Here is a 21,887-nt window from a genome sequence, read left to right as displayed (position 1 = left end):
AGGAATCGCGGGGGCGGCGTTGGCCCGATGGCCTTACACCATCGGGCAACGACGACTGTTTGTGTTAGTTATTGTTTACCGGAGCATCCAGTGGATATGGGTTTTTATGGATCCGATTGTAGTTCAGTGCATACAGCGCGGTGATGATCATCAGTGTGACGAATGACCACATCACCTCTTTGGCACCGGAACCGACAACGGCCCAAATGCAGTAAACAAAAGCGATAAAGGTCACCAGTAAGTACATCGGACGCGCTTTACCAAAGTGACCATGGCCGAGCAGCAGCAGCGCGGCGCAGGTGTACAGATACGGCACCAGCGTGAAGATAACGGAGACCGAAGAGACCAGACCAAACTCTTTCGCAGCGTTTGGCGACATGCTGCTGAACTGGAAGATGGTCATCAGAACGCCGACGATAATTAACCCGGCTACCGGCGTACCGGCTTTGTTAACGCGGGCAAAAATCGGTGGGAACAGGCCGTCATCGGCTGCCGCTTTGGCGGTTTGCCCGGCAAGCAGCGTCCAGCCGCCCAAGGAACCAAGGCACCCGGCCGCAGCACAGAAGGAGACAATCGCCCCAGCGGTGTCACCCAGCGCCATGCGTGCGGCATCACCGAACGGGGAGGCTGAAACACGCAGCGCCGCGTTAGGGATCATACCCATAATCGCCGTGGTGGAGAGCACATAGCAAACGGCGGCAATCAGCACGCCGCCCATGGTGGCGATAGGCACGTTACGTTTGGGATTTTTAACCACACCTGCCGCGACGGAGGCGCTTTCCACGCCGATAAATGACCACAAAGTTACGTTCAGAGTGCTTTGAATCGCACCGAAGGTGTTCATGCCGCTGACGTTCCATGCCGCCATATAGGTTTCACCCCGGAACCAGAACCAGCCGAAGACGGCAATACCGACAATTGGCACCAGCGCCAGTACCGTTGCGACGGCCTGTACACGGGTGATCATTTTTGGTCCGACAATGTTCAGCAATACGAAGATCCACAGTACCACGACGCAGGTCAACGTCAGGACCAGCGGATCTTTTAAGATGGGGAAGAAGTAGCTCAGGTAACCGACGCCAATAACCACCATGGCGATGTTACCAATCCAGCAAGCCAGCCAGTACAGGACGTTGGTCTGGTAGCCCAAAAAAGGACCGAAACAGCGGCGGGCATAAGCGTAAGAACCACCGGGACTGGAGTCTAAGGACGACATTTTCGCGTACACCATCGACAGCGCCAAAGCACCGATAATAGTGACCAACCATCCGTAGATTGCAATCCCGCCAGTTGACGCAAGGTTTGCGGGTAGCAGGAATACACCGGAACCCATAATATTCCCCGACACCATAAGGGTGACGGGGATTAAGCCCACTTTGTGAGCATCAGCATCCGTCGACATATTTAGTAACTCCTGATAAGGATAAATGACGTCTTATCATACCTCTTCAGAAGACTATTTTATGATGGCGGACTGGGGGTATCGCTAATGCTGATATTATTATGGCTTATCGCTAACTGATTAAAAATCAGGCAGCGGATGGCTCCCTATGTTGACTGACATAATGCAGAGGCGTCATCCCATAGAACTCTTTGAATACGGAAATAAAGTACGAGGTACTGTTATATCCGCACAGTTGAGAGACCTGGGAAATGTTTTTGCCGTCCATCAATAATTTATTGACGGCATAACGCATGCGACACGTGGTAATTATTTGGCTGTAACTTGTATTTTCACTTTTGAGCTTTTTCTTTAACAAACTGGGGCTCAGGCATAAGCAACTGGCAACCATGCTTAAATTCCAGTCTTTATGTATATCGCTCTCAATAATGTGATAAACGCTGTCGCTGATACGACTGCGTAGTATATGCATGAGCAGAGAAATAAACTTTTTGCTGCCGAGAAAGCGTGATAACACCGTGAACAGTAGCGATCGCGTGCGCACACTTTCACCTTCGTCCATTGTGTCCATTACGCTATATTGGGCAGCCACCCGGAAGACATCCGGCGTCAGACAGACGGCGGTCATCACTGGGTTGGCACTGCGTTGCCAGAGTGGGATCTGTGAAAGGTCTTTATTTAAAAAACGTAGATAGTCTTTAATGATATCACGGCTGATATGTACGACCATTGCGTTATTAAGTGATGAGAAATCGATAATATTATTATCGCATGCTACCAGCGCCATATGATTAGCTTTTAAGCTGATGGCTTCTTTACCGTTAATCCTTAACCAAACATCCTTCTCCGTTAATACAACAACACAAGCTGCTCTGCTGCAAACCCTCATACCCAAACTCCAGGAATATGAACATAAAACACCGTAGCTCACCATCAGATGAACCATATCGGCTAAATTGAAATTGTATGATGAATCCAGGACCGCATTAAAATAACGTGTCTGAAATTAATTACAATGTTTGGTGGGAATTTTCTTATGTACACTTTTTTTTACGCAAGTGGAAACGTGATATTTGCGTATAAAAAAAGCGCGGGGTGGTCCCGCGCAAAAAGGTATGACAATGTTATTGTTTTGCAGCAATACTCAGGAATTACTCAAGCATGACATGTCTACCTTAAAAATCGGACTATCTATAAAATGACATTATGCTTTCACGCACATGACGTGATATACACCGTCAATAATTTCCGTTCCTTCGGTTTCATGTTCAAATCCAGGGAAGTGGTGGTCCCAGGACTGCAACGAACGTAGATAACTAATCTGCGGGCTATTGGCGTCGCCAAAGTTTTCCCCGGACAGCAGCATTGGAATTCCCGGTGGGTAAGGAATTACGGAATTCGCAGCTATACGACCCGGCAGATTTTCAATGGCCACCATCTCAACGTTATCGCTGACTATCGCGTTATAGGCTTCACGCGGGGTGATTTCAGCAACAGGCAGGCCGGAGTAGGCCGCGTTGAGTCGGCTGCCAGGGTTGTTCTCTTTCAGCCAGGCAAACATGGTGTCGCCCAGATCGTGAATGCCCATGTTGGCGTAAGTGTCAGGATGTTCCTCAACCAGTTCTGGCATCACCTGCGCCAGCGGTGTATTGGCATCGTAATGGTGTTTGAATGAGCACAGGGTATTGATCAGCGTGCCCCATTTCCCACGGGTAATCCCCATTGAGAACAGGAACATAATCTGGAAATCGGTGGTACGGGTCGGCACGATACCGTGGCGGCCAAGCCAGGCGGTGACCAGCGCTGCCGGTACGCCGCTCTCTTCCAGTTCGCCATCATCGCCCATCCCCGGAGCCAGAATACTGACTTTGATTGGGTCCAGCATGCTCCAGTTATCCGGCAGGTCTTTAAACCCGTGCCAGGATTCACCCGGACGCATCACCCAGCAGTTCTGGTCAGTGGTCAGGAGTTGGGTTGGCGCATCGGCAAAGTCATAAGTTTTGCCGGTTTGCGGGTCAGTCACCACTTCTTTGTTCCACGGTTTGAAGAACCAGTCGCCTTCGGCGGAAAATTCTTTGTACAAACGCGCCATGGCCTGACGGAAATCGACCGCTTCGTCGATCACTTCCTGGGTGAGCGACAGACCGCTGTTGCCGTCCATCATGGAGACCGCCACGTCGTTTGATGCGCAGATGGCATACAGCGGGGAGGTGGTGGCGTGCATCATGTACGCCTGGTTAAAGCGGGAGAAGTTCACGGCCCCACGACCTTCACGGACGTGAATGTAAGACGCCTGAGAGAGCGCGTTCAGCAGTTTGTGGGTCGAGTGGGTCGCAAAAACGGTAGGACCGTTATGATCGCCCGGCGCGCCACGCATAGCGTAGTGATCGGCATAAATTGGGTTAAAGCGGGCATAGCCGTACCAGGCCTCATCGAAGTGGATGCGATCGCTGGTTTGCGCGAGCAGGTCCTGGGCCTCTTTGGCGTTGTAGCAAACACCGTCATAAGTACAGTTGGTCACAACGCTGTAAGACGGTTTTTGCCCGGCCTTGCCCTTAGTCAGCGGGCTTTCGCTGATTTTTTTCTGCAATGTTTCAGGTTGCATTTCTTGCGGGTAGATAGGGCCGATAATGCCGTACCGGTTGCGACTTGGCACCATGTACACCGGTTTTGCGCCGGTGAGGATCAACCCCTGCTCGATAGATTTGTGGCAGTTACGATCCAGCACCACGACGTCGTTGTCGGTCATACAAGCCTGCATGATGGTGCGGTTAGAGCCGGAAGTCCCGACCACTACGGACCAGGAGCGGTCAGCGCCAAACACGCGGGCGGCATATTTTTCGCTCTCGCCAAATGCGCCGGTATGATCCAGCAGTGAGCCGAGCGATGCGCGTTCAATACCCATGTCGCTACGGAATAAGTTTTCACCGTAGTAATCATGGTAAAAACGACCCGCCGGCGTTTTGGTAAATCCGACACCGCCCTGGTGACCAGGCGCTGCCCAGGAGTATTCATGGATGTCGCCGTACTTCATCAGCGCGCTGAACAGTGGCGGCAGAAGCTGCTGGCGGTAACGGGTCATCGCCGCAACGGCACGTCCGGCAATAAAGTCTGCGGTATCTTCCATAATCCAGGCGAATTCATCGACAAGCTCCAGCAGGTCGCGATCCAGCGATGCGGTGGCTTTTTCGCGATCGCCCAGCAGGAAAACGGGAACGTTTTGCTGGCGCTCGTGGAGCTTGCCGATCAATTGCCTGACGTTCAGGTGCTCGTCTTGTTGTTCCATTTGATAGCTAAACATCAGGCAATCAATGGCTTCATTAGCGGCGAGGATTGCGTAACCATCGTCGAATGAGGTGGACTTAATGACGGTAACATTTTGGCGGCTTAATGCGTCAGCCAGACGTTCGACAGCGCTACCGACCCAGGTGTCCTGATGCAGAAACTCACTTTCAACAATTAATACTTTCATCATCTTTTACCCGGTTGTGGAAAGGTTGCAATTTATGGATTGCAGACACACCGTATGAATGTGACGCAGGCAAGTATTATCCTGACAAAATGGGCTGTAAAGCGGGTGATAAATAGCCTGATTTGTGTTTAATTTGTTTTTAAACAAATAGTTATGTTTGCTTATTGGCGATTTTTCATCGCTGTTTATCGACAGGGGGAATATTTTTTTGGCTGATACTGATATCGGCGAACGATAGGCATCGTAGGCCGGGGTAACGCCGGTGGTTTATGGCTGCTCAGCCAGCCATTGTTTGCCGGCGCTGCTGGCTCAGTTTGCGGTACTGCTGCGGCGACATGCCGACAAACTTGCTGAAGGTGTCATAAAAACGGCTGCTGGATCGGAATCCCGCGGTCAACGCGACGTCAAGAATGGTTTTATCGGTATCGCTAAGCAATGCGCGGACGTGATTGATCCGCATTGCGGTGATGTACTGCTTCATGGTGAGTTGCATCACGCGCTGGAAAATCCCCATCGCGTAGTTGGCGTTGAGCTTCACGTGTTCCGCGACGTCGTTGATAGTGAGCACCTGATCGTAGTTATCGGCAATAAAACTCAGCATCTGGCTTACGTAAAACTGGGCGTGCCGCGAAACGCTGTTTTTGTGCGTCCGCGAAGTTTTATTGACCAGGATTGGCTGCCAGCCGGAAAGGCTAAACCGCTTGAGCATCAGACCAATTTCATCAATGGCGAGCTGGCGAATTTGCTCGTTCGGGTTGCTCAGCTCCTGTTGCCAGCGCTGAACTTCAAAGGTGCTTAGCTGCTGCGACGCCAGCGATTTGATGACCATGCCATGGGTAACGTGGTTGATCAGTTCGCGATCCAGCGGCCAGGAAAGGAAAAGGTGCATCGGTAAATTGAAGATAGCCATGCTTTGGCAGCTGCCCGGACGCGTGAGCTGATGCGGCGTACAGGCCCAGAAAAGCGTAATGTGCCCCTGTTTTATCTGCACCACTTCGTTGTTGATAAGGTACTCAACGTCGCCATCAAACGGCACATTAATCTCCACCTGCCCATGCCAGTGGCTGGCAGGCATAGCATGCGGTGAGCGCAGCTCAATATCCATCCGTTGATATTCTGAGTACAGCGACAATGGGCTGCGGGTTTGCTCTTCATCGCTGCTGCACATGTGCGGATCGGGGGGAAGAGGCGATGTCGGTAATGTACTCATGGTTGCTCCATTTCCTGAATTATCAGAATCATGTCATTTGCTGCGCATTAAGGCTGAGAATCAGGACACAAATCGGACCGATATCATTGAGCATAGTGAGATTTTGGGGCCGCATACTCTGCTTTTTGTGCAATTTTGTCCCATAAACTCAGATCCAGTATGGGACAAAGAGGCGATCTGAGTTTATGGGAATGCTCGCCAGGGAAGTCGGAAGTTTTCATCAATGCGCTGTGCCACCATGACTGTGTTCACTAATGTTCTGGAGAGTCATGATGTCTGCACCCAAAATTACCTTTATCGGCGCCGGTTCCACGATTTTCGTTAAAAATATCCTCGGGGACGTCTTTCATCGCGATGCGCTGAAATCTGCGCATATCGCCTTGATGGACGTCAATCCTACTCGGCTGGAAGAGTCACACATTGTGGTGCGTAAGTTGATGGACTCAGCGGGCGCGTCCGGGCGTATCACCTGCTATACCGATCAAAAAGCGGCATTGCAGGATGCTGATTTTGTGGTGGTCGCTTTCCAGATTGGTGGCTATGAACCTTGTACCGTTACCGATTTTGCGGTGTGTAAACGTCATGGTCTGGAGCAGACGATTGCCGATACGTTGGGGCCAGGCGGCATTATGCGCGCGCTGCGCACTATCCCGCATTTATGGCAGATTTGTGAGGATATGACCGAAGTCTGCCCGCAGGCCACGATGCTTAACTACGTTAACCCGATGGCGATGAACACCTGGGCAATGTATGCGCGCTATCCGCATATTAAGCAGGTTGGATTGTGTCACTCGGTGCAAGGGACAGCGGAGGAGCTGGCCCGCGATTTGAACATCGACCCGGCCTCTTTGCGCTATCGCTGCGCCGGGATCAACCATATGGCGTTTTATCTGGAACTTGAGCGTAAAACGGCTGACGGTGCTTATGTGAATCTCTATCCGGAGCTGCTGGCGGCCTATGAATCTGGTCAGGCGCCGAAACCGAATCTTCACGGTAATACCCGTTGTCAGAACATTGTGCGCTATGAAATGTTCAAAAAGCTGGGCTATTTCGTCACTGAGTCGTCGGAGCATTTCGCGGAATATACGCCGTGGTTTATCAAACCAGGGCGTGAGGATCTGATTGAGCGCTATAAGGTTCCACTGGATGAGTATCCAAAACGCTGTGTGGAACAGCTGGCGAACTGGAACAAAGAGCTGGAAGAGTACAAAACGGCGGCGCGGATCGAGATTAAACCGTCACGTGAATATGCCAGCACTATCATGAACGCTATCTGGACCGGTGAACCGAGCGTGGTGTATGGCAACGTTCGCAATGACCATCTGATCGATAACCTGCCGCAAGGCTGTTGCGTGGAGGTGGCTTGCCTGGTCGATGCGAATGGTATCCAGCCAACGAAGGTGGGTACTCTCCCGTCACATTTGGCGGCCATGATGCAAACCAATATCAATGTTCAGACCCTGCTAACGGAAGCCATTCTGACGGAAAATCGCGATCGCGTTTATCACGCGGCGATGATGGATCCGCATACCGCCGCGGTATTGGGGATTGAGGAGATTTATGCGCTGGTGGACGACCTGATCGCGTCTCATGGCGACTGGTTGCCGGCCTGGTTACACCGTTAACACACCATTACGCCGGACAGAGCATCCGGCGTTTAACCTCTGACGTTTCCTCTAACAGAAGGCGGGCGCTGGTAACGGCGACCCGATACCCTATGAGCATCTCTCTGAAAACAAAACTCAGTTACGGATTTGGAGCGTTTGGTAAGGATTTCGCCATCGGTATTGTGTACATGTACCTGATGTATTACTACACCGACGTGGTGGGATTATCGGTGGGGCTGGTCGGAACGTTGTTCCTGGCGGCAAGGGTCTGGGATGCGGTAAACGATCCCATCATGGGCTGGATTGTGAACGCCACCCGGTCGCGGTGGGGAAAATTTAAACCCTGGATCTTACTCGGTACGCTGGCGAACTCATTGGTGCTGTTTTTGCTTTTTAGCGCACATTTGTTTGAGGGCACTGCGCAAGTCGTATTTGTGTGCGTGACGTATATATTATGGGGAATGACCTACACCATTATGGATATTCCATTCTGGTCGCTGGTGCCAACTATTACGCTGGATAAACGCGAGCGTGAACAACTGGTGCCGTTCCCTCGTTTCTTCGCAAGCCTGGCTGGGTTTGTCACCGCGGGGGTAACGCTGCCCTTTGTGAGCTATGTTGGCGGGGCCGATCGCGGCTTTGGTTTCCAGATGTTTACGCTGGTGCTGATTGCATTCTTTATCGTTTCTACCGCTGTTACGCTGCGTAATGTGCATGAGGTTTATTCGTCAGATAGCGAGGCAACGGCGGACAGCAGTCGTCTTGGGCTGAAAGCGATCGTTGGGCTCATCTATAAAAACGACCAGTTATCCTGCCTGCTAGGCATGGCGCTGGCTTACAACATTGCCGCCAATATCATTGCAGGCTTTGCCATTTACTATTTTACTTATGTGATTGGCGATGCAAGCCTCTTCCCGTACTACATGTCTTACGCAGGAGCGGCAAACCTGCTGACGCTGATTTTCTTTCCTCGATTGGTAAAAGCGTTGTCACGACGGATCCTGTGGGCTGGGGCATCAGTGCTGCCGGTGCTCAGCTGTATCGTGCTGCTGGTGATGGCGTTAGCCGGTTTCCATAACATCTTACTCATTGTTATTGCTGGTATTTTACTGAATATTGGTTCAGCGCTTTTCTGGGTGTTGCAGGTCATTATGGTGGCGGATACCGTTGATTACGGCGAATACAAACTGAATGTACGTTGTGAAAGTATCGCTTATTCAGTGCAGACGATGGTGGTAAAAGGAGGCTCTGCGTTTGCCGCTTTCTTTATCGCAGTGATACTTGGGGTGATTAATTACGCGCCGAATGTCGCGCAGTCTGCAGAAACCATTGTTGGTATGCAATTCATTATGATCGCGCTACCTGCACTCTTTTTTGTGGTGACCTTAGTCCTTTACTTCCGCTTTTACCGACTGAACGGCGACACGCTGCGCAGGGTCCAGATTCATTTGTTGGATAAGTACCGTAAGGTGCCGCGGCACCATGAGGAACCGGATATCCCGGCTATTGCGATAGTCACCCCAGGTGATGTGAAGGCGTAGCTATGGAATGGCATTCGTGGATTGGGTATTTGGCGGCTAGCCTGACGACGCTCTCATTCTTACCGCAAGCGATTAAGGTCATTACCACCCGCAACACGCAGGGTATCTCCGGTTTAATGTATGTAATGTTTGTGTGTGGGCTGGTGTTGTGGCTGATTTATGGATTATTGATTGAAGATACTGCCGTCAGCATGGCGAACTTTCTGACACTCCTGTTCGCCTTGCCGATTCTGGTTATCAAGTCTCGCAATGGGTAGGCAGATTGCCGGATAAGCGTCAGCGCTATCCGGCAGTTTTTAACTGTCTGTTGTGCCAGCCCGCCAACACGAGCACCGTGGTTAGCGCACCGAGCAGGGCGCAGAACATATCCGACTGGGTATCCCACGGGTCGCCCTGCGTCCCGAGAAAATCATCTGCTCCCTGACCCATCGCCAGCGCTGCCCACCATTCGATCAGCTCATACATCGCGCTAATCGCCAGCGCCACGCAGCAGACCAAAAATGCCAGCATTTTGCGGCCACGAACTATATTACCGCGCACTAAAATCTCTCTTGCCGTCAGGGCGGGCACCAGACCCTGGAAGAAGTGACCCAGCTTGTCATAGGGGTTACGACTGAGATCCAGCCACTCCTGAACCTGAAAACCGACAGGGACTTTAGCGTAGGTATACATACCGCCGACCATCAGAATGATGGCGTGCAAGAAAATGAGCGTGTAGAGCAAGGGCGTCAGCGGGTAGCGCTTCATGGTCGCCAGCAACAGTGGAACGACAATAATGACCGGCGTAACTTCCATCAGCCAGGTGATTTTCTCTGTGGCTGAGATACCGGTGTAGATAAGTATTAGCGCCAGGAGCAGCGCGCCAGAGTGCAAGATTGTGGAGTTCAGTGTGCGGAGCATGGCGAATTCACAAGTAATGGAAAAGGTTACTATTCCCTGTGAGCGGCAAAAATTCAACGCCAGTAAATGGGGGGATAAAGTTGGCCCGGGGGGATCACTGGACTGACGCCAAAAATCTGTTGTCAGTCCAGTGCCGGGCCGAATGGGTTACTTCGCGCAGTTAGCGCATTGTTTGCTGACGATTTGCTGGAAGAAATCGTTGCCTTTGTCATCGACCAGAATGAAAGCCGGGAAATCTTCGACTTCGATTTTCCAGATAGCTTCCATACCCAGCTCAGGGTATTCCACGCATTCCAGATGTTTAATACTCTGCTGCGCAAGTACCGCTGCCGGGCCACCAATGCTACCTAAATAGAAGCCGCCGTGTTTATGGCAGGCGTCTGTCACCTGCTGGCTACGGTTACCTTTTGCCAGCATGATCATGCTGCCGCCGTGAGACTGTAGCAGGTCAACATAGGAGTCCATACGACCCGCAGTGGTTGGCCCTAAAGAGCCGGACGGATAACCTGCAGGTGTTTTGGCCGGGCCCGCGTAGTAGATAGGGTGATCTTTCACGTACTGCGGCAGACCTTCGCCGGACTCAATACGTTCTTTTAGCTTCGCGTGGGCAATATCGCGACCGACAATGATGGTGCCGCTCAGCGACAGACGGGTAGAAACCGGATACTGAGAGAGCTGAGCGAGGATCTCTTTCATTGGGCGGTTAAGGTCAACTTTAACCACTTCACCTTCGCCTGCCTGGCGCAGCGACTCCGGAATGTACTGGGCTGGGTTATGTTCCAGTTTTTCGATCCAGATCCCTTCGCGGTTAATCTTGGCCTTGATGTTACGGTCTGCGGAGCAAGACACACCCATACCAACCGGGCAGGATGCGCCGTGGCGAGGCAGGCGGATCACGCGGATATCGTGCGCGAAGTATTTTCCGCCAAACTGGGCGCCGAGGCCGAGTTTCTGCGCTTCTTCCAGTAGTTCCTGTTCCAGTTGCAGATCGCGGAACGCCTGGCCGTGCGCATTACCTTCAGTCGGCAGTGCGTCATAGTAGTGTGTGCTGGCCAGCTTCACCGTTTTCAGGGTGCTTTCCGCTGACGTGCCGCCAATGACGAATGCAATGTGGTACGGCGGGCATGCTGCGGTACCCAGCGTGCGCATTTTCTCAACCAGGAAGTTTTTCAGTTTGCCGGGGGTGAGCAGCGCTTTGGTTTCCTGATACAGATAGGTTTTGTTCGCTGAACCGCCGCCTTTGGCCACGCACAGGAATTTGTATTCGTCACCATCCACGCTGTACAGGTCGATTTGTGCGGGCAGGTTGGTGCCGGTATTCACTTCTTTGTACATATCCAGCGCCGCGTTTTGCGAGTAGCGCAGGTTATCTTCAATATAGGTATTAAATACGCCCTTGGAGAGTGCCGCTTCGTCGCCGCCACCGGTCCAGACGCGCTGACCTTTTTTACCCATGATAATTGCCGTACCGGTGTCCTGGCAGGTTGGCAATACGCCTTTAGCAGCGATTTCGGAGTTTCTCAGGAACTGCAGCGCTACGTATTTATCGTTTTCGCTGGCTTCGGGATCATGGAGAATTGAGGCGACTTGCTGTTGGTGTTCAGGGCGGAGCATGAAGGAGGCATCGTGGAAGGCTTGTTGGGCCAGTAGCGTAAGTGCTTCAGGGGCTACTTTCAGGATTGTTTCGCCTTCAAACTCGCCGACGCTGACGTGATCGGAGGTCAGCAGGTAGTACTCAGTTTTGTCTTCCCCCAGTGGGAAAGCCGCCTGATAAGTGAATTCAACTTTTGACATTTGCTTCCAGCCTTTTCATTTTTCTCAGGAATTTTAAAATTCTCTGTGTCTTGACGGTGGCGTGCCGTTCCAAAGCGGACGGCACGCGCACTGTAATTACAGGAAACCGTACATTGCAGCGAAGATCCAACCAAAGACACAGGATACGCTCACGCCGATCAACCCAGGTAGAATGAAGCTGTGGTTGATAACGAAACGGCCAATGTGGGTGGTGCCGGAACGGTCAAACTGAATAGCCGCCAGATCGCTCGGGTAAGTCGGCAGAATGTAGTAACCGTAACATGCCGGAGCGGAAGCAACGATGTACGCTGGATCAACCCCAATTGCCAGTGCGACCGGAACAATCGCCGCCAGCGCCGCAGCCTGGGAGTTTACAAATTTGGAAACCAACAGCAGAACAATTGCATAGGCCCACGGATACTCTTTCACCATATTGCCCAGCACACCTTCGATTTCCGTCATGTGCGCGCCGAACATTGTTTCGGCCATCCAGGCAATACCGTACACCGCCACAATCGCGATCATACCGGAACGGAAGACTTCGTTTTTAGATATTGAAGCGGGATTGGTCTTCGTCAGGATAATAATCAGCGCACCGGTCAGCAGCATGAACATCTGGATAACCAGTACCATTGACAGCGGTTTGCCGCTGAAGGTAGGGCGCAGCTCAGAGAACGCGCCGAGCACGGCAACAACGGCGATAGCGGCAAGGAAGATCCACATGGCCAGCCAGTTGCTTTTCGGCAGCTTTTTGTCTAACAGTGTGGCGGTATCGCCATAAACGTAGTTGTGGTTTTCAGGAACGGAAATAAACTTCTGGAACTCTTCATCTTTATCCAGATCTTTACCGCGGAACCAACTGAAGATACCGATCGCCAGGATACCCAACAGGGTAGACGGGATAGTGATGCTAAGCAGGTCGAGGAATTCAAGATGCTTGCCTTCAAACGTTACGTTACCCAGCATTGCGACCAGTGATACAACGGCCACGGACACCGGGCTGGCGATAATCCCCATCTGCGCACCGATAGAACTCGCCGCCATCGGACGTTCCGGGCGAATATTGTTCTTAATAGCAACGTCATAAATGATTGGCAGGATGGTGTAGACCACGTGGCCTGTACCGCAGAGAATCGTCAGGGTGCAGGTAACGAAGGGGGCGACGATGGAAACGTATTTTGGGTTACGGCGCAGCAGCTTTTCAGCGATTTGCAGCATAACGTCAAGGCCGCCGGAGGCTTGCAAGGTTGCCGATGCGGCCACCACGGCAATAATAACCAGCATTACATCTACAGGTGGTTTACCCGGCTGGAGATGGAAAACGAAAACCAGAATGACCAGGCCGATACCACCTAATAAACCCAGCGCGATACCGCCCTTTCTGGCACCATAAAACAAACATATTAATATTATAAGAAGTTGTATACTAAATAACATTTTATTTACCCTCGCGAAAAAACCAGTCAATTTTTTGAAAAATGGATCTGTGCCACATTCTTTTTTGCCGGAATAGGCATCAAAAAATGGTCAGTATTCGATATGTCCGTATTTGCGATTAATGTTCAAATGTCTTGCTAGAATGTTTTTTTAACGTTATGGCGATATTTAGCTTTTTTCTGTGGCTTTGATCAGAGGAGAGAATCCTCAGGCGATGGGAAGCAGAGCTGGACATGGAGAGCTGCGGTTGACGCTGTAATTTATCTGTTTTGCGTTTTCCGCTATTTCGTGAACCACCGACAGAATGGGTGAGTAGGTTATTTGTGTGATCACGCTCACGCCATTTCATAATGTGATGAGGTTGGCGTGCGGATACTTTTATTTGCTCACAAAAATGTACGGTGTCCATGGTACGTAGCATGGTCTCCATTGCTACCAGTCTAGATTTTGTATGTCTGGTTAATTTCAGACTAATCCTTTATGGGTAAAAATACACACTCTGCGAGCTAGATAATACTTAATTAACTTTTGTTAGCGATTTTGAAATTAAAAACAGTGTGACGTTAATCAATATTAAAATAATACATTTAACATGCTGGATACAAATATATTTGATCTAACGCAAATTTATAATTCTGCAGCATGATTCAGAAAAGAAGGGATTTTTCATTATTTTAATAATTGTTACTTTCAAATAACAAATAATCCCAAATTGTTTTTATTGGCAATATTGTTTTAGTAATGAGTAATGTTCAGCCTGAACGCGGTAACGATAAACCGGTCTACCGGTTACGCCATAATGGATGCTGGTAAATAGGATGTGACAATTGACGAGCCAGATAAGATATTTACGGCAAGAAACGCGCGAGATATTGACCTCGTTGGCCAGTTCATCGGTGGAGAATTCCTGATCCTGATGCTCATCAATCCACTGGCACAGCGTGCGTAACGTTTGTGGCGTTAATCCTTTAGGTAAGCGCCGCGCTTCCTGTTCATTGGAGGAGCTGCCGTGAATCAACTGGTCAAGCTCAGACTGTTCATAGTACTGATGCTTTTCCATCTCGGTTTTCTTTTGTAGCCAGCCGGTCAGCGCCTCTTCAAAACGGGATGCCTGGAACGGTTTGATCAGGTAGTCAACGACACCATAGTGGAGAGAGTCTTTGATGGTGGTCGCGTCAGCGGCGGAAGAGATGACAATGACATCACACTTGCAACCTTCGCTGTGCAATACAGGCAACAGATCCAGACCGTTTTCTTTTTGCATATAAATATCAAGCAAAATCAAATCGATATGATTGCCGCTATGAAAGATTATCTCTTTTGCTTTCTCCAGCGTGGAGGCTGTGCCGCAGCAATGAAAACCGGAGAGTTGCGCGACATAACGGCGGTTTAATTCCGCTACCATTGCATCGTCATCGACAATTAAGACATTGATCATCTGCTGGCCCTCTCACCATTCCACGGTAACTGTACAAAAAATTGGGTGAAGATCCCAGGTTCTGACTCGACGGAAATATTGCCGCCAACGTTTTCAACCTGTTGTTTAACAAGCGCTAAACCAACGCCCCGTTCGGTTCCTTTTGACGAAACGCCCTTCTCAAAGATGTGCTCAATGTGTTCGGGGGCAATCCCCGGACCATCGTCATTCACTTCGCAATGCAACCAGCCGTGTCGATAATGCAAGGATACGCTGATCTCGCCACCAGGTTCTTGACCTAGCGCCTCCAGGGCGTTTTCAATTAAATTCCCCAGAACGGTAATCAGCACAGCCACCTGATCTTCGTTGCTGTTTTCCGGCAACTGGCTTTCATTGCTGATCACCAGGCTATGGCCTAAATCAGATGTGCGATTAATCTTACTGAGTAAAAATCCTGCGATCACCGGGGATTTTATTTTTCCTAACAGTGAGCCAATCTCTTCCTGATAACTGTTCGCGGTCTTCAGGATGTAATTTTCAAGCTGCTTATAACTTTTCAGATGCAATAATCCCAGAATCACGTGCAATTTATTCATGAATTCGTGGGATCGTTCACGAAGTGCGTCGGCATAGTTGACCATGCCGTCCAGTCGTTGCATTAGTTTTCGGACTTCAGTCTTATCTCTGAATGTTGAAATGGCCCCGATGATTTTACCGTTGCTGAGTACCGGAACCGTGTTAATTAAGAGTAGCCGATCCTTCACCATGATCTCTTCATCGCGACGCGGCGTTCCGTCATGCAGTACCTGTGAAAAATCGGCCACTTTTGACCATGCGTGGCTGAGCGTGGAGAGCTGGGCATCGTCTTGCGATTTGTGGTAATCCAGCAGCTCTTGTGCCGCCTGGTTTATCAGCGTCACTTCACCGCACTCGTCAACGGCAATGACGCCTTCCTTTATAGAGTGCAGCATCGCCTGGCGTTGTTCGAACAGATTGGAGATTTCATAAGGCTCCAGACCAAACAGAATACGCTTGAGGACTTTGACAAATACCCATGTGCCGAGCAGCCCAACCAGCACGCCAAATAAGATGGACCAAAAGATGCTGCCACGGCTGTTATTGATCTGCTCAGTCACCCTGCTTAGCTCAAGGCCGATCGACACGACGCCTATCTGCCGGTGATGCTCGTCATAAATAGGGGTAAATACGCGCAGGGCTTGCGCCAGAAATCCGCGATTAATGGCGACATTCTCTTTCCCTTGCAGGGCCAGCAAAATGTCATCGCCTTTAAACGGCTGACCGATTCGCTGCGCTTCGGGATGGGAGTAACGAATGCTTTGCATATCGGTGACGACGATGAACAAAAAATCGTTGCTCTTATTCACCGCTTGGGCAATCGCCTGAATACCGCTTTCCTCAGGCTTTTTCATTAGCCCCTGGCGGATCTCCGGGGAGTTTGCCAGCGTTCGTGCGACCGCAAGCGCTTTACCCGCTAATGCATCGCGCGTCATGTTGCTGATTTGCGAGAAATAAATCAGATGAACGACAAGCAGTACGGAGAAGAGTACCGCACTGACCATGAGGATCACGGTAGTGCCGAGCTTCATCGGGCGTTTGCGTATAGCAGTACGTTGCAGAGAGTGTCTCATCACGGTCCTGGAATCACGGTTTGTATGGGTATTATCGCCTGATGGGATGCGTAATTCAAAGGTGGTAGGGATGATGGGGCATGGGCTGCCTGGGCTTTTCTTCTATATATAACGTAGAGCGAGTCTCTTTTTATATAGAGATTTCCTTATCTGCTTTCACTTCTTTCAGGGAGGCTGACCACTATTTTGCTTACGATTGTGGATAACTCTGTGTGTAAATGGGTATAAGGCGGGGTTTTGCTGTGGAATGCAGCGGTCAGTCATTTTTCTGCAATTTAAGGGTTGCGGGCCGCGGGAAACTCCCTATAATGCGCCTCCATCGACACGGCGGATGTGAATCACTTCACACAAACAGCCGGTTCGGTTGAAGAGAAAAACCTGAAAATGAGGGTTGACTCTGAAAGAGGAAAGCGTAATATACGCCACCTCGCGACAGAGCGCTAAAGCGCGTCGCAACTGCTCTTTAACAATTTATCAGACAATCTGTGTGGGCACTCGAAGATACGGATTCTTAACGTCGCAAGACGAAAAATGAATACCAAGTCTCTGAGTGAACACGTAATTCATTACGAAGTTTAATTCACGAGCATCAAACTTAAATTGAAGAGTTTGATCATGGCTCAGATTGAACGCTGGCGGCAGGCCTAACACATGCAAGTCGAACGGTAGCACAGAGGAGCTTGCTCCTTGGGTGACGAGTGGCGGACGGGTGAGTAATGTCTGGGAAACTGCCCGATGGAGGGGGATAACTACTGGAAACGGTAGCTAATACCGCATAACGTCGCAAGACCAAAGAGGGGGACCTTCGGGCCTCTTGCCATCGGATGTGCCCAGATGGGATTAGCTAGTAGGTGGGGTAACGGCTCACCTAGGCGACGATCCCTAGCTGGTCTGAGAGGATGACCAGCCACACTGGAACTGAGACACGGTCCAGACTCCTACGGGAGGCAGCAGTGGGGAATATTGCACAATGGGCGCAAGCCTGATGCAGCCATGCCGCGTGTATGAAGAAGGCCTTCGGGTTGTAAAGTACTTTCAGCGAGGAGGAAGGTGTTGAGGTTAATAACCGCAGCAATTGACGTTACTCGCAGAAGAAGCACCGGCTAACTCCGTGCCAGCAGCCGCGGTAATACGGAGGGTGCAAGCGTTAATCGGAATTACTGGGCGTAAAGCGCACGCAGGCGGTCTGTCAAGTCGGATGTGAAATCCCCGGGCTCAACCTGGGAACTGCATCCGAAACTGGCAGGCTAGAGTCTTGTAGAGGGGGGTAGAATTCCAGGTGTAGCGGTGAAATGCGTAGAGATCTGGAGGAATACCGGTGGCGAAGGCGGCCCCCTGGACAAAGACTGACGCTCAGGTGCGAAAGCGTGGGGAGCAAACAGGATTAGATACCCTGGTAGTCCACGCCGTAAACGATGTCGACTTGGAGGTTGTGCCCTTGAGGCGTGGCTTCCGGAGCTAACGCGTTAAGTCGACCGCCTGGGGAGTACGGCCGCAAGGTTAAAACTCAAATGAATTGACGGGGGCCCGCACAAGCGGTGGAGCATGTGGTTTAATTCGATGCAACGCGAAGAACCTTACCTACTCTTGACATCCAGAGAACTTAGCAGAGATGCTTTGGTGCCTTCGGGAACTCTGAGACAGGTGCTGCATGGCTGTCGTCAGCTCGTGTTGTGAAATGTTGGGTTAAGTCCCGCAACGAGCGCAACCCTTATCCTTTGTTGCCAGCGATTCGGTCGGGAACTCAAAGGAGACTGCCAGTGATAAACTGGAGGAAGGTGGGGATGACGTCAAGTCATCATGGCCCTTACGAGTAGGGCTACACACGTGCTACAATGGCATATACAAAGAGAAGCGACCTCGCGAGAGCAAGCGGACCTCATAAAGTATGTCGTAGTCCGGATTGGAGTCTGCAACTCGACTCCATGAAGTCGGAATCGCTAGTAATCGTGGATCAGAATGCCACGGTGAATACGTTCCCGGGCCTTGTACACACCGCCCGTCACACCATGGGAGTGGGTTGCAAAAGAAGTAGGTAGCTTAACCTTCGGGAGGGCGCTTACCACTTTGTGATTCATGACTGGGGTGAAGTCGTAACAAGGTAACCGTAGGGGAACCTGCGGTTGGATCACCTCCTTACCTTAAAGAAACGTTCTTTGTAGTGCTCACACAGATTGTCTGATGAAAAGTAAATAGCAAGGCGTCTTGCGATTGAGACTTCAGTGTCCCCTTCGTCTAGAGGCCCAGGACACCGCCCTTTCACGGCGGTAACAGGGGTTCGAATCCCCTAGGGGACGCCACTTGCTGGTATGTGTGAGTGAAAGTCGCCGACCGAAGTATCTCAAAACAGACTTTCGAGTCTCGTTTGAGATATTTGCTCTTTAAAAATCTGGATCAAGCTGAAAATTGAAACGACACACTGTTTCATTTCTCCGTAAACAAGAAATGAAAAGCGGTGTGTTCGAGTCTCTCAAATTTTCGCAATACTGAAGTGTTTTACGAAACATCTTCGGGTTGTGAGGTTAAGCGACTAAGCGTACACGGTGGATGCCCTGGCAGTCAGAGGCGATGAAGGACGTGCTAATCTGCGATAAGCGTCGGTAAGGTGATATGAACCGTTATAACCGGCGATTTCCGAATGGGGAAACCCAGTGTGATTCGTCACACTATCATTACGTGAATACATAGCGTAATGAAGCGAACCGGGGGAACTGAAACATCTAAGTACCCCGAGGAAAAGAAATCAACCGAGATTCCCCCAGTAGCGGCGAGCGAACGGGGAGCAGCCCAGAGTCTGAATCAGCATGTGTGGTAGTGGAACGGTCTGGAAAGTCCGGCGATACAGGGTGACAGCCCCGTACACAAAAGTGCATATGTTGTGAACTCGAAGAGTAGGGCGGGACACGTGGTATCCTGTCTGAATATGGGGGGACCATCCTCCAAGGCTAAATACTCCTGACTGACCGATAGTGAACCAGTACCGTGAGGGAAAGGCGAAAAGAACCCCGGCGAGGGGAGTGAAAAAGAACCTGAAACCGTGTACGTACAAGCAGTGGGAGCCTCTTTATGGGGTGACTGCGTACCTTTTGTATAATGGGTCAGCGACTTATATTCTGTAGCAAGGTTAACCGAATAGGGGAGCCGAAGGGAAACCGAGTCTTAACTGGGCGTTAAGTTGCAGGGTATAGACCCGAAACCCGGTGATCTAGCCATGGGCAGGTTGAAGGTTGGGTAACACTAACTGGAGGACCGAACCGACTAATGTTGAAAAATTAGCGGATGACTTGTGGCTGGGGGTGAAAGGCCAATCAAACCGGGAGATAGCTGGTTCTCCCCGAAAGCTATTTAGGTAGCGCCTCGTGAACTCATCTTCGGGGGTAGAGCACTGTTTCGGCTAGGGGGTCATCCCGACTTACCAACCCGATGCAAACTGCGAATACCGAAGAATGTTATCACGGGAGACACACGGCGGGTGCTAACGTCCGTCGTGAAGAGGGAAACAACCCAGACCGCCAGCTAAGGTCCCAAAGTCATGGTTAAGTGGGAAACGATGTGGGAAGGCACAGACAGCCAGGATGTTGGCTTAGAAGCAGCCATCATTTAAAGAAAGCGTAATAGCTCACTGGTCGAGTCGGCCTGCGCGGAAGATGTAACGGGGCTAAACCATGCACCGAAGCTGCGGCAGCGACACTATGTGTTGTTGGGTAGGGGAGCGTTCTGTAAGCCGTTGAAGGTGTGCTGTGAGGCATGCTGGAGGTATCAGAAGTGCGAATGCTGACATAAGTAACGATAATGCGGGTGAAAAACCCGCACGCCGGAAGACCAAGGGTTCCTGTCCAACGTTAATCGGGGCAGGGTGAGTCGACCCCTAAGGCGAGGCCGAAAGGCGTAGTCGATGGGAAACAGGTTAATATTCCTGTACTTGGTGTTACTGCGAAGGGGGGACGGAGAAGGCTATGTTAGCCGGGCGACGGTTGTCCCGGTTTAAGCATGTAGGCGGAGATTCCAGGTAAATCCGGAGTCTTGCTAACGCTGAGGTGTGATGACGAGGCACTACGGTGCTGAAGTAACAAATGCCCTGCTTCCAGGAAAAGCCTCTAAGCATCAGGTAACACGAAATCGTACCCCAAACCGACACAGGTGGTCAGGTAGAGAATACCAAGGCGCTTGAGAGAACTCGGGTGAAGGAACTAGGCAAAATGGTGCCGTAACTTCGGGAGAAGGCACGCTGATATGTAGGTGAAGTGATTTACTCATGGAGCTGAAATCAGTCGAAGATACCAGCTGGCTGCAACTGTTTATTAAAAACACAGCACTGTGCAAACACGAAAGTGGACGTATACGGTGTGACGCCTGCCCGGTGCCGGAAGGTTAATTGATGGGGTTATCCGTAAGGAGAAGCTCTTGATCGAAGCCCCGGTAAACGGCGGCCGTAACTATAACGGTCCTAAGGTAGCGAAATTCCTTGTCGGGTAAGTTCCGACCTGCACGAATGGCGTAATGATGGCCAGGCTGTCTCCACCCGAGACTCAGTGAAATTGAACTCGCTGTGAAGATGCAGTGTACCCGCGGCAAGACGGAAAGACCCCGTGAACCTTTACTATAGCTTGACACTGAACACTGGTCCTTGATGTGTAGGATAGGTGGGAGGCTTTGAAGTGTGGACGCCAGTCTGCATGGAGCCAACCTTGAAATACCACCCTTTAATGGCTGGTGTTCTAACGTAGACCCGTGATCCGGGTTGCGGACAGTGTCTGGTGGGTAGTTTGACTGGGGCGGTCTCCTCCTAAAGAGTAACGGAGGAGCACGAAGGTTAGCTAATCCTGGTCGGACATCAGGAGGTTAGTGCAAAGGCATAAGCTAGCTTGACTGCGAGAGTGACGGCTCGAGCAGGTGCGAAAGCAGGTCTTAGTGATCCGGTGGTTCTGAATGGAAGGGCCATCGCTCAACGGATAAAAGGTACTCCGGGGATAACAGGCTGATACCGCCCAAGAGTTCATATCGACGGCGGTGTTTGGCACCTCGATGTCGGCTCATCACATCCTGGGGCTGAAGTAGGTCCCAAGGGTATGGCTGTTCGCCATTTAAAGTGGTACGCGAGCTGGGTTTAGAACGTCGTGAGACAGTTCGGTCCCTATCTGCCGTGGGCGCTGGAGAATTGAGGGGGGCTGCTCCTAGTACGAGAGGACCGGAGTGGACGCATCACTGGTGTTCGGGTTGTCATGCCAATGGCATTGCCCGGTAGCTAAATGCGGAAGAGATAAGTGCTGAAAGCATCTAAGCACGAAACTTGCCCCGAGATGAGTTCTCCCTGACCCTTTAAGGGTCCTGAAGGAACGTTGAAGACGACGACGTTGATAGGTCGGGTGTGTAAGCGTAGCGATACGTTGAGCTAACCGATACTAATGAACCGTGAGGCTTAACCTTACAACGCCAAAGGTGTTTTGGCGAAAGAGAC

At 50.9% G+C, this 21,887-nt stretch carries 13 protein-coding genes, 1 tRNA gene and 2 rRNA genes; 6 read left to right on the top strand and 10 right to left on the bottom strand.

The window, feature by feature from the left end; translation table 11 throughout:
* Positions 1–64 precede the first annotated feature (64 nt).
* From adiC to melR, 4 genes are all read right to left on the bottom strand, one after another.
* The gene (gene adiC / locus HV345_RS21410) at positions 65–1,402 is read right to left on the bottom strand and encodes an arginine/agmatine antiporter (RefSeq protein ID WP_016155410.1); all 1,338 of its coding nucleotides are present in this window, start codon (positions 1,400–1,402) and stop codon (positions 65–67) included.
* A 127-nt stretch (positions 1,403–1,529) separates the two neighbouring features.
* Positions 1,530–2,291, bottom strand: a complete 762-nt coding sequence (locus HV345_RS21405) for an AraC family transcriptional regulator (protein WP_181636032.1) — start codon at positions 2,289–2,291, stop codon at positions 1,530–1,532.
* Positions 2,292–2,606: 315 nt separating this feature from the next.
* Complete coding sequence (gene adiA / locus HV345_RS21400; protein WP_016155412.1) at positions 2,607–4,874, bottom strand: arginine decarboxylase; 2,268 nt, start codon at positions 4,872–4,874, stop codon at positions 2,607–2,609.
* A gap of 277 nt (positions 4,875–5,151) precedes the next feature.
* Positions 5,152–6,084 (bottom strand): transcriptional regulator MelR, encoded by a 933-nt coding sequence (gene melR, locus HV345_RS21395; protein ID WP_016155413.1) that lies wholly within the window; start codon positions 6,082–6,084, stop codon positions 5,152–5,154.
* Between the two features lie 269 nt (positions 6,085–6,353).
* Between melR and melA the strand changes: the two genes are divergently transcribed.
* The 3 genes from melA to HV345_RS21380 all read left to right on the top strand — a co-directional run bounded on the left by melA (position 6,354) and on the right by HV345_RS21380 (position 9,489).
* Entirely contained in the window at positions 6,354–7,709 is a 1,356-nt protein-coding gene (gene melA, locus HV345_RS21390; RefSeq protein WP_049259806.1) for an alpha-galactosidase, read from the top strand.
* Between the two features lie 92 nt (positions 7,710–7,801).
* Positions 7,802–9,232 (top strand): melibiose:sodium transporter MelB, encoded by a 1,431-nt coding sequence (melB, locus tag HV345_RS21385; RefSeq protein ID WP_181636031.1) that lies wholly within the window; start codon positions 7,802–7,804, stop codon positions 9,230–9,232.
* A gap of 2 nt (positions 9,233–9,234) precedes the next feature.
* Positions 9,235–9,489 carry a SemiSWEET transporter gene (locus HV345_RS21380; RefSeq protein ID WP_016155416.1) on the top strand — a complete coding sequence of 85 codons (255 nt, stop codon included), beginning with the start codon at positions 9,235–9,237 and terminating at the stop codon, positions 9,487–9,489.
* Between the two features lie 25 nt (positions 9,490–9,514).
* On the opposite strand, the gene HV345_RS21375 is transcribed toward HV345_RS21380, so the two are convergent.
* The 6 genes from HV345_RS21375 to HV345_RS21350 form a co-directional block, all read right to left on the bottom strand.
* Positions 9,515–10,132, bottom strand: a complete 618-nt coding sequence (locus HV345_RS21375) for a DUF2238 domain-containing protein (RefSeq protein WP_181636030.1) — start codon at positions 10,130–10,132, stop codon at positions 9,515–9,517.
* A 147-nt stretch (positions 10,133–10,279) separates the two neighbouring features.
* Positions 10,280–11,926, bottom strand: a complete 1,647-nt coding sequence (gene fumA / locus HV345_RS21370) for a class I fumarate hydratase FumA (RefSeq protein WP_016155418.1) — start codon at positions 11,924–11,926, stop codon at positions 10,280–10,282.
* A 96-nt stretch (positions 11,927–12,022) separates the two neighbouring features.
* A complete protein-coding gene (gene dcuB, locus HV345_RS21365; RefSeq protein WP_003031873.1) occupies positions 12,023–13,363 on the bottom strand; it encodes an anaerobic C4-dicarboxylate transporter DcuB in 1,341 nt (446 codons plus the stop codon).
* A gap of 118 nt (positions 13,364–13,481) precedes the next feature.
* A complete protein-coding gene (locus HV345_RS21360) occupies positions 13,482–13,784 on the bottom strand; it encodes a hypothetical protein (protein ID WP_131341598.1) in 303 nt (100 codons plus the stop codon).
* Between the two features lie 297 nt (positions 13,785–14,081).
* Positions 14,082–14,801 (bottom strand): two-component system response regulator DcuR, encoded by a 720-nt coding sequence (gene dcuR, locus HV345_RS21355; protein ID WP_016155419.1) that lies wholly within the window; start codon positions 14,799–14,801, stop codon positions 14,082–14,084.
* Positions 14,798–16,429, bottom strand: a complete 1,632-nt coding sequence (locus tag HV345_RS21350; protein ID WP_181636029.1) for a sensor histidine kinase — start codon at positions 16,427–16,429, stop codon at positions 14,798–14,800. Before HV345_RS21350 ends, dcuR begins: the two co-directional genes overlap by 4 nt.
* A gap of 597 nt (positions 16,430–17,026) precedes the next feature.
* Between HV345_RS21350 and HV345_RS21345 the strand changes: the two genes are divergently transcribed.
* From HV345_RS21345 to HV345_RS21335, 3 genes are all read left to right on the top strand, one after another.
* Positions 17,027–18,568, top strand: a 16S ribosomal RNA gene (locus tag HV345_RS21345).
* Between the two features lie 85 nt (positions 18,569–18,653).
* Positions 18,654–18,729: transfer RNA gene (locus HV345_RS21340), tRNA-Glu, on the top strand.
* 220 nt (positions 18,730–18,949) lie between these two features.
* Positions 18,950–21,856 (top strand): 23S ribosomal RNA (locus HV345_RS21335).
* The 16S and 23S rRNA genes sit together here with 1 tRNA gene alongside, the layout of an rRNA operon.
* Positions 21,857–21,887 lie beyond the last annotated feature (31 nt).

The sequence above is a fragment of the Citrobacter sp. RHBSTW-00986 genome (assembly GCF_013783065.1).
GTDB lineage: Bacteria > Pseudomonadota > Gammaproteobacteria > Enterobacterales > Enterobacteriaceae > Citrobacter > Citrobacter braakii.
The sequence above is the reverse complement of the archived record's forward strand: the minus strand, read 5'-3'. Positions and strand labels throughout refer to the sequence as shown.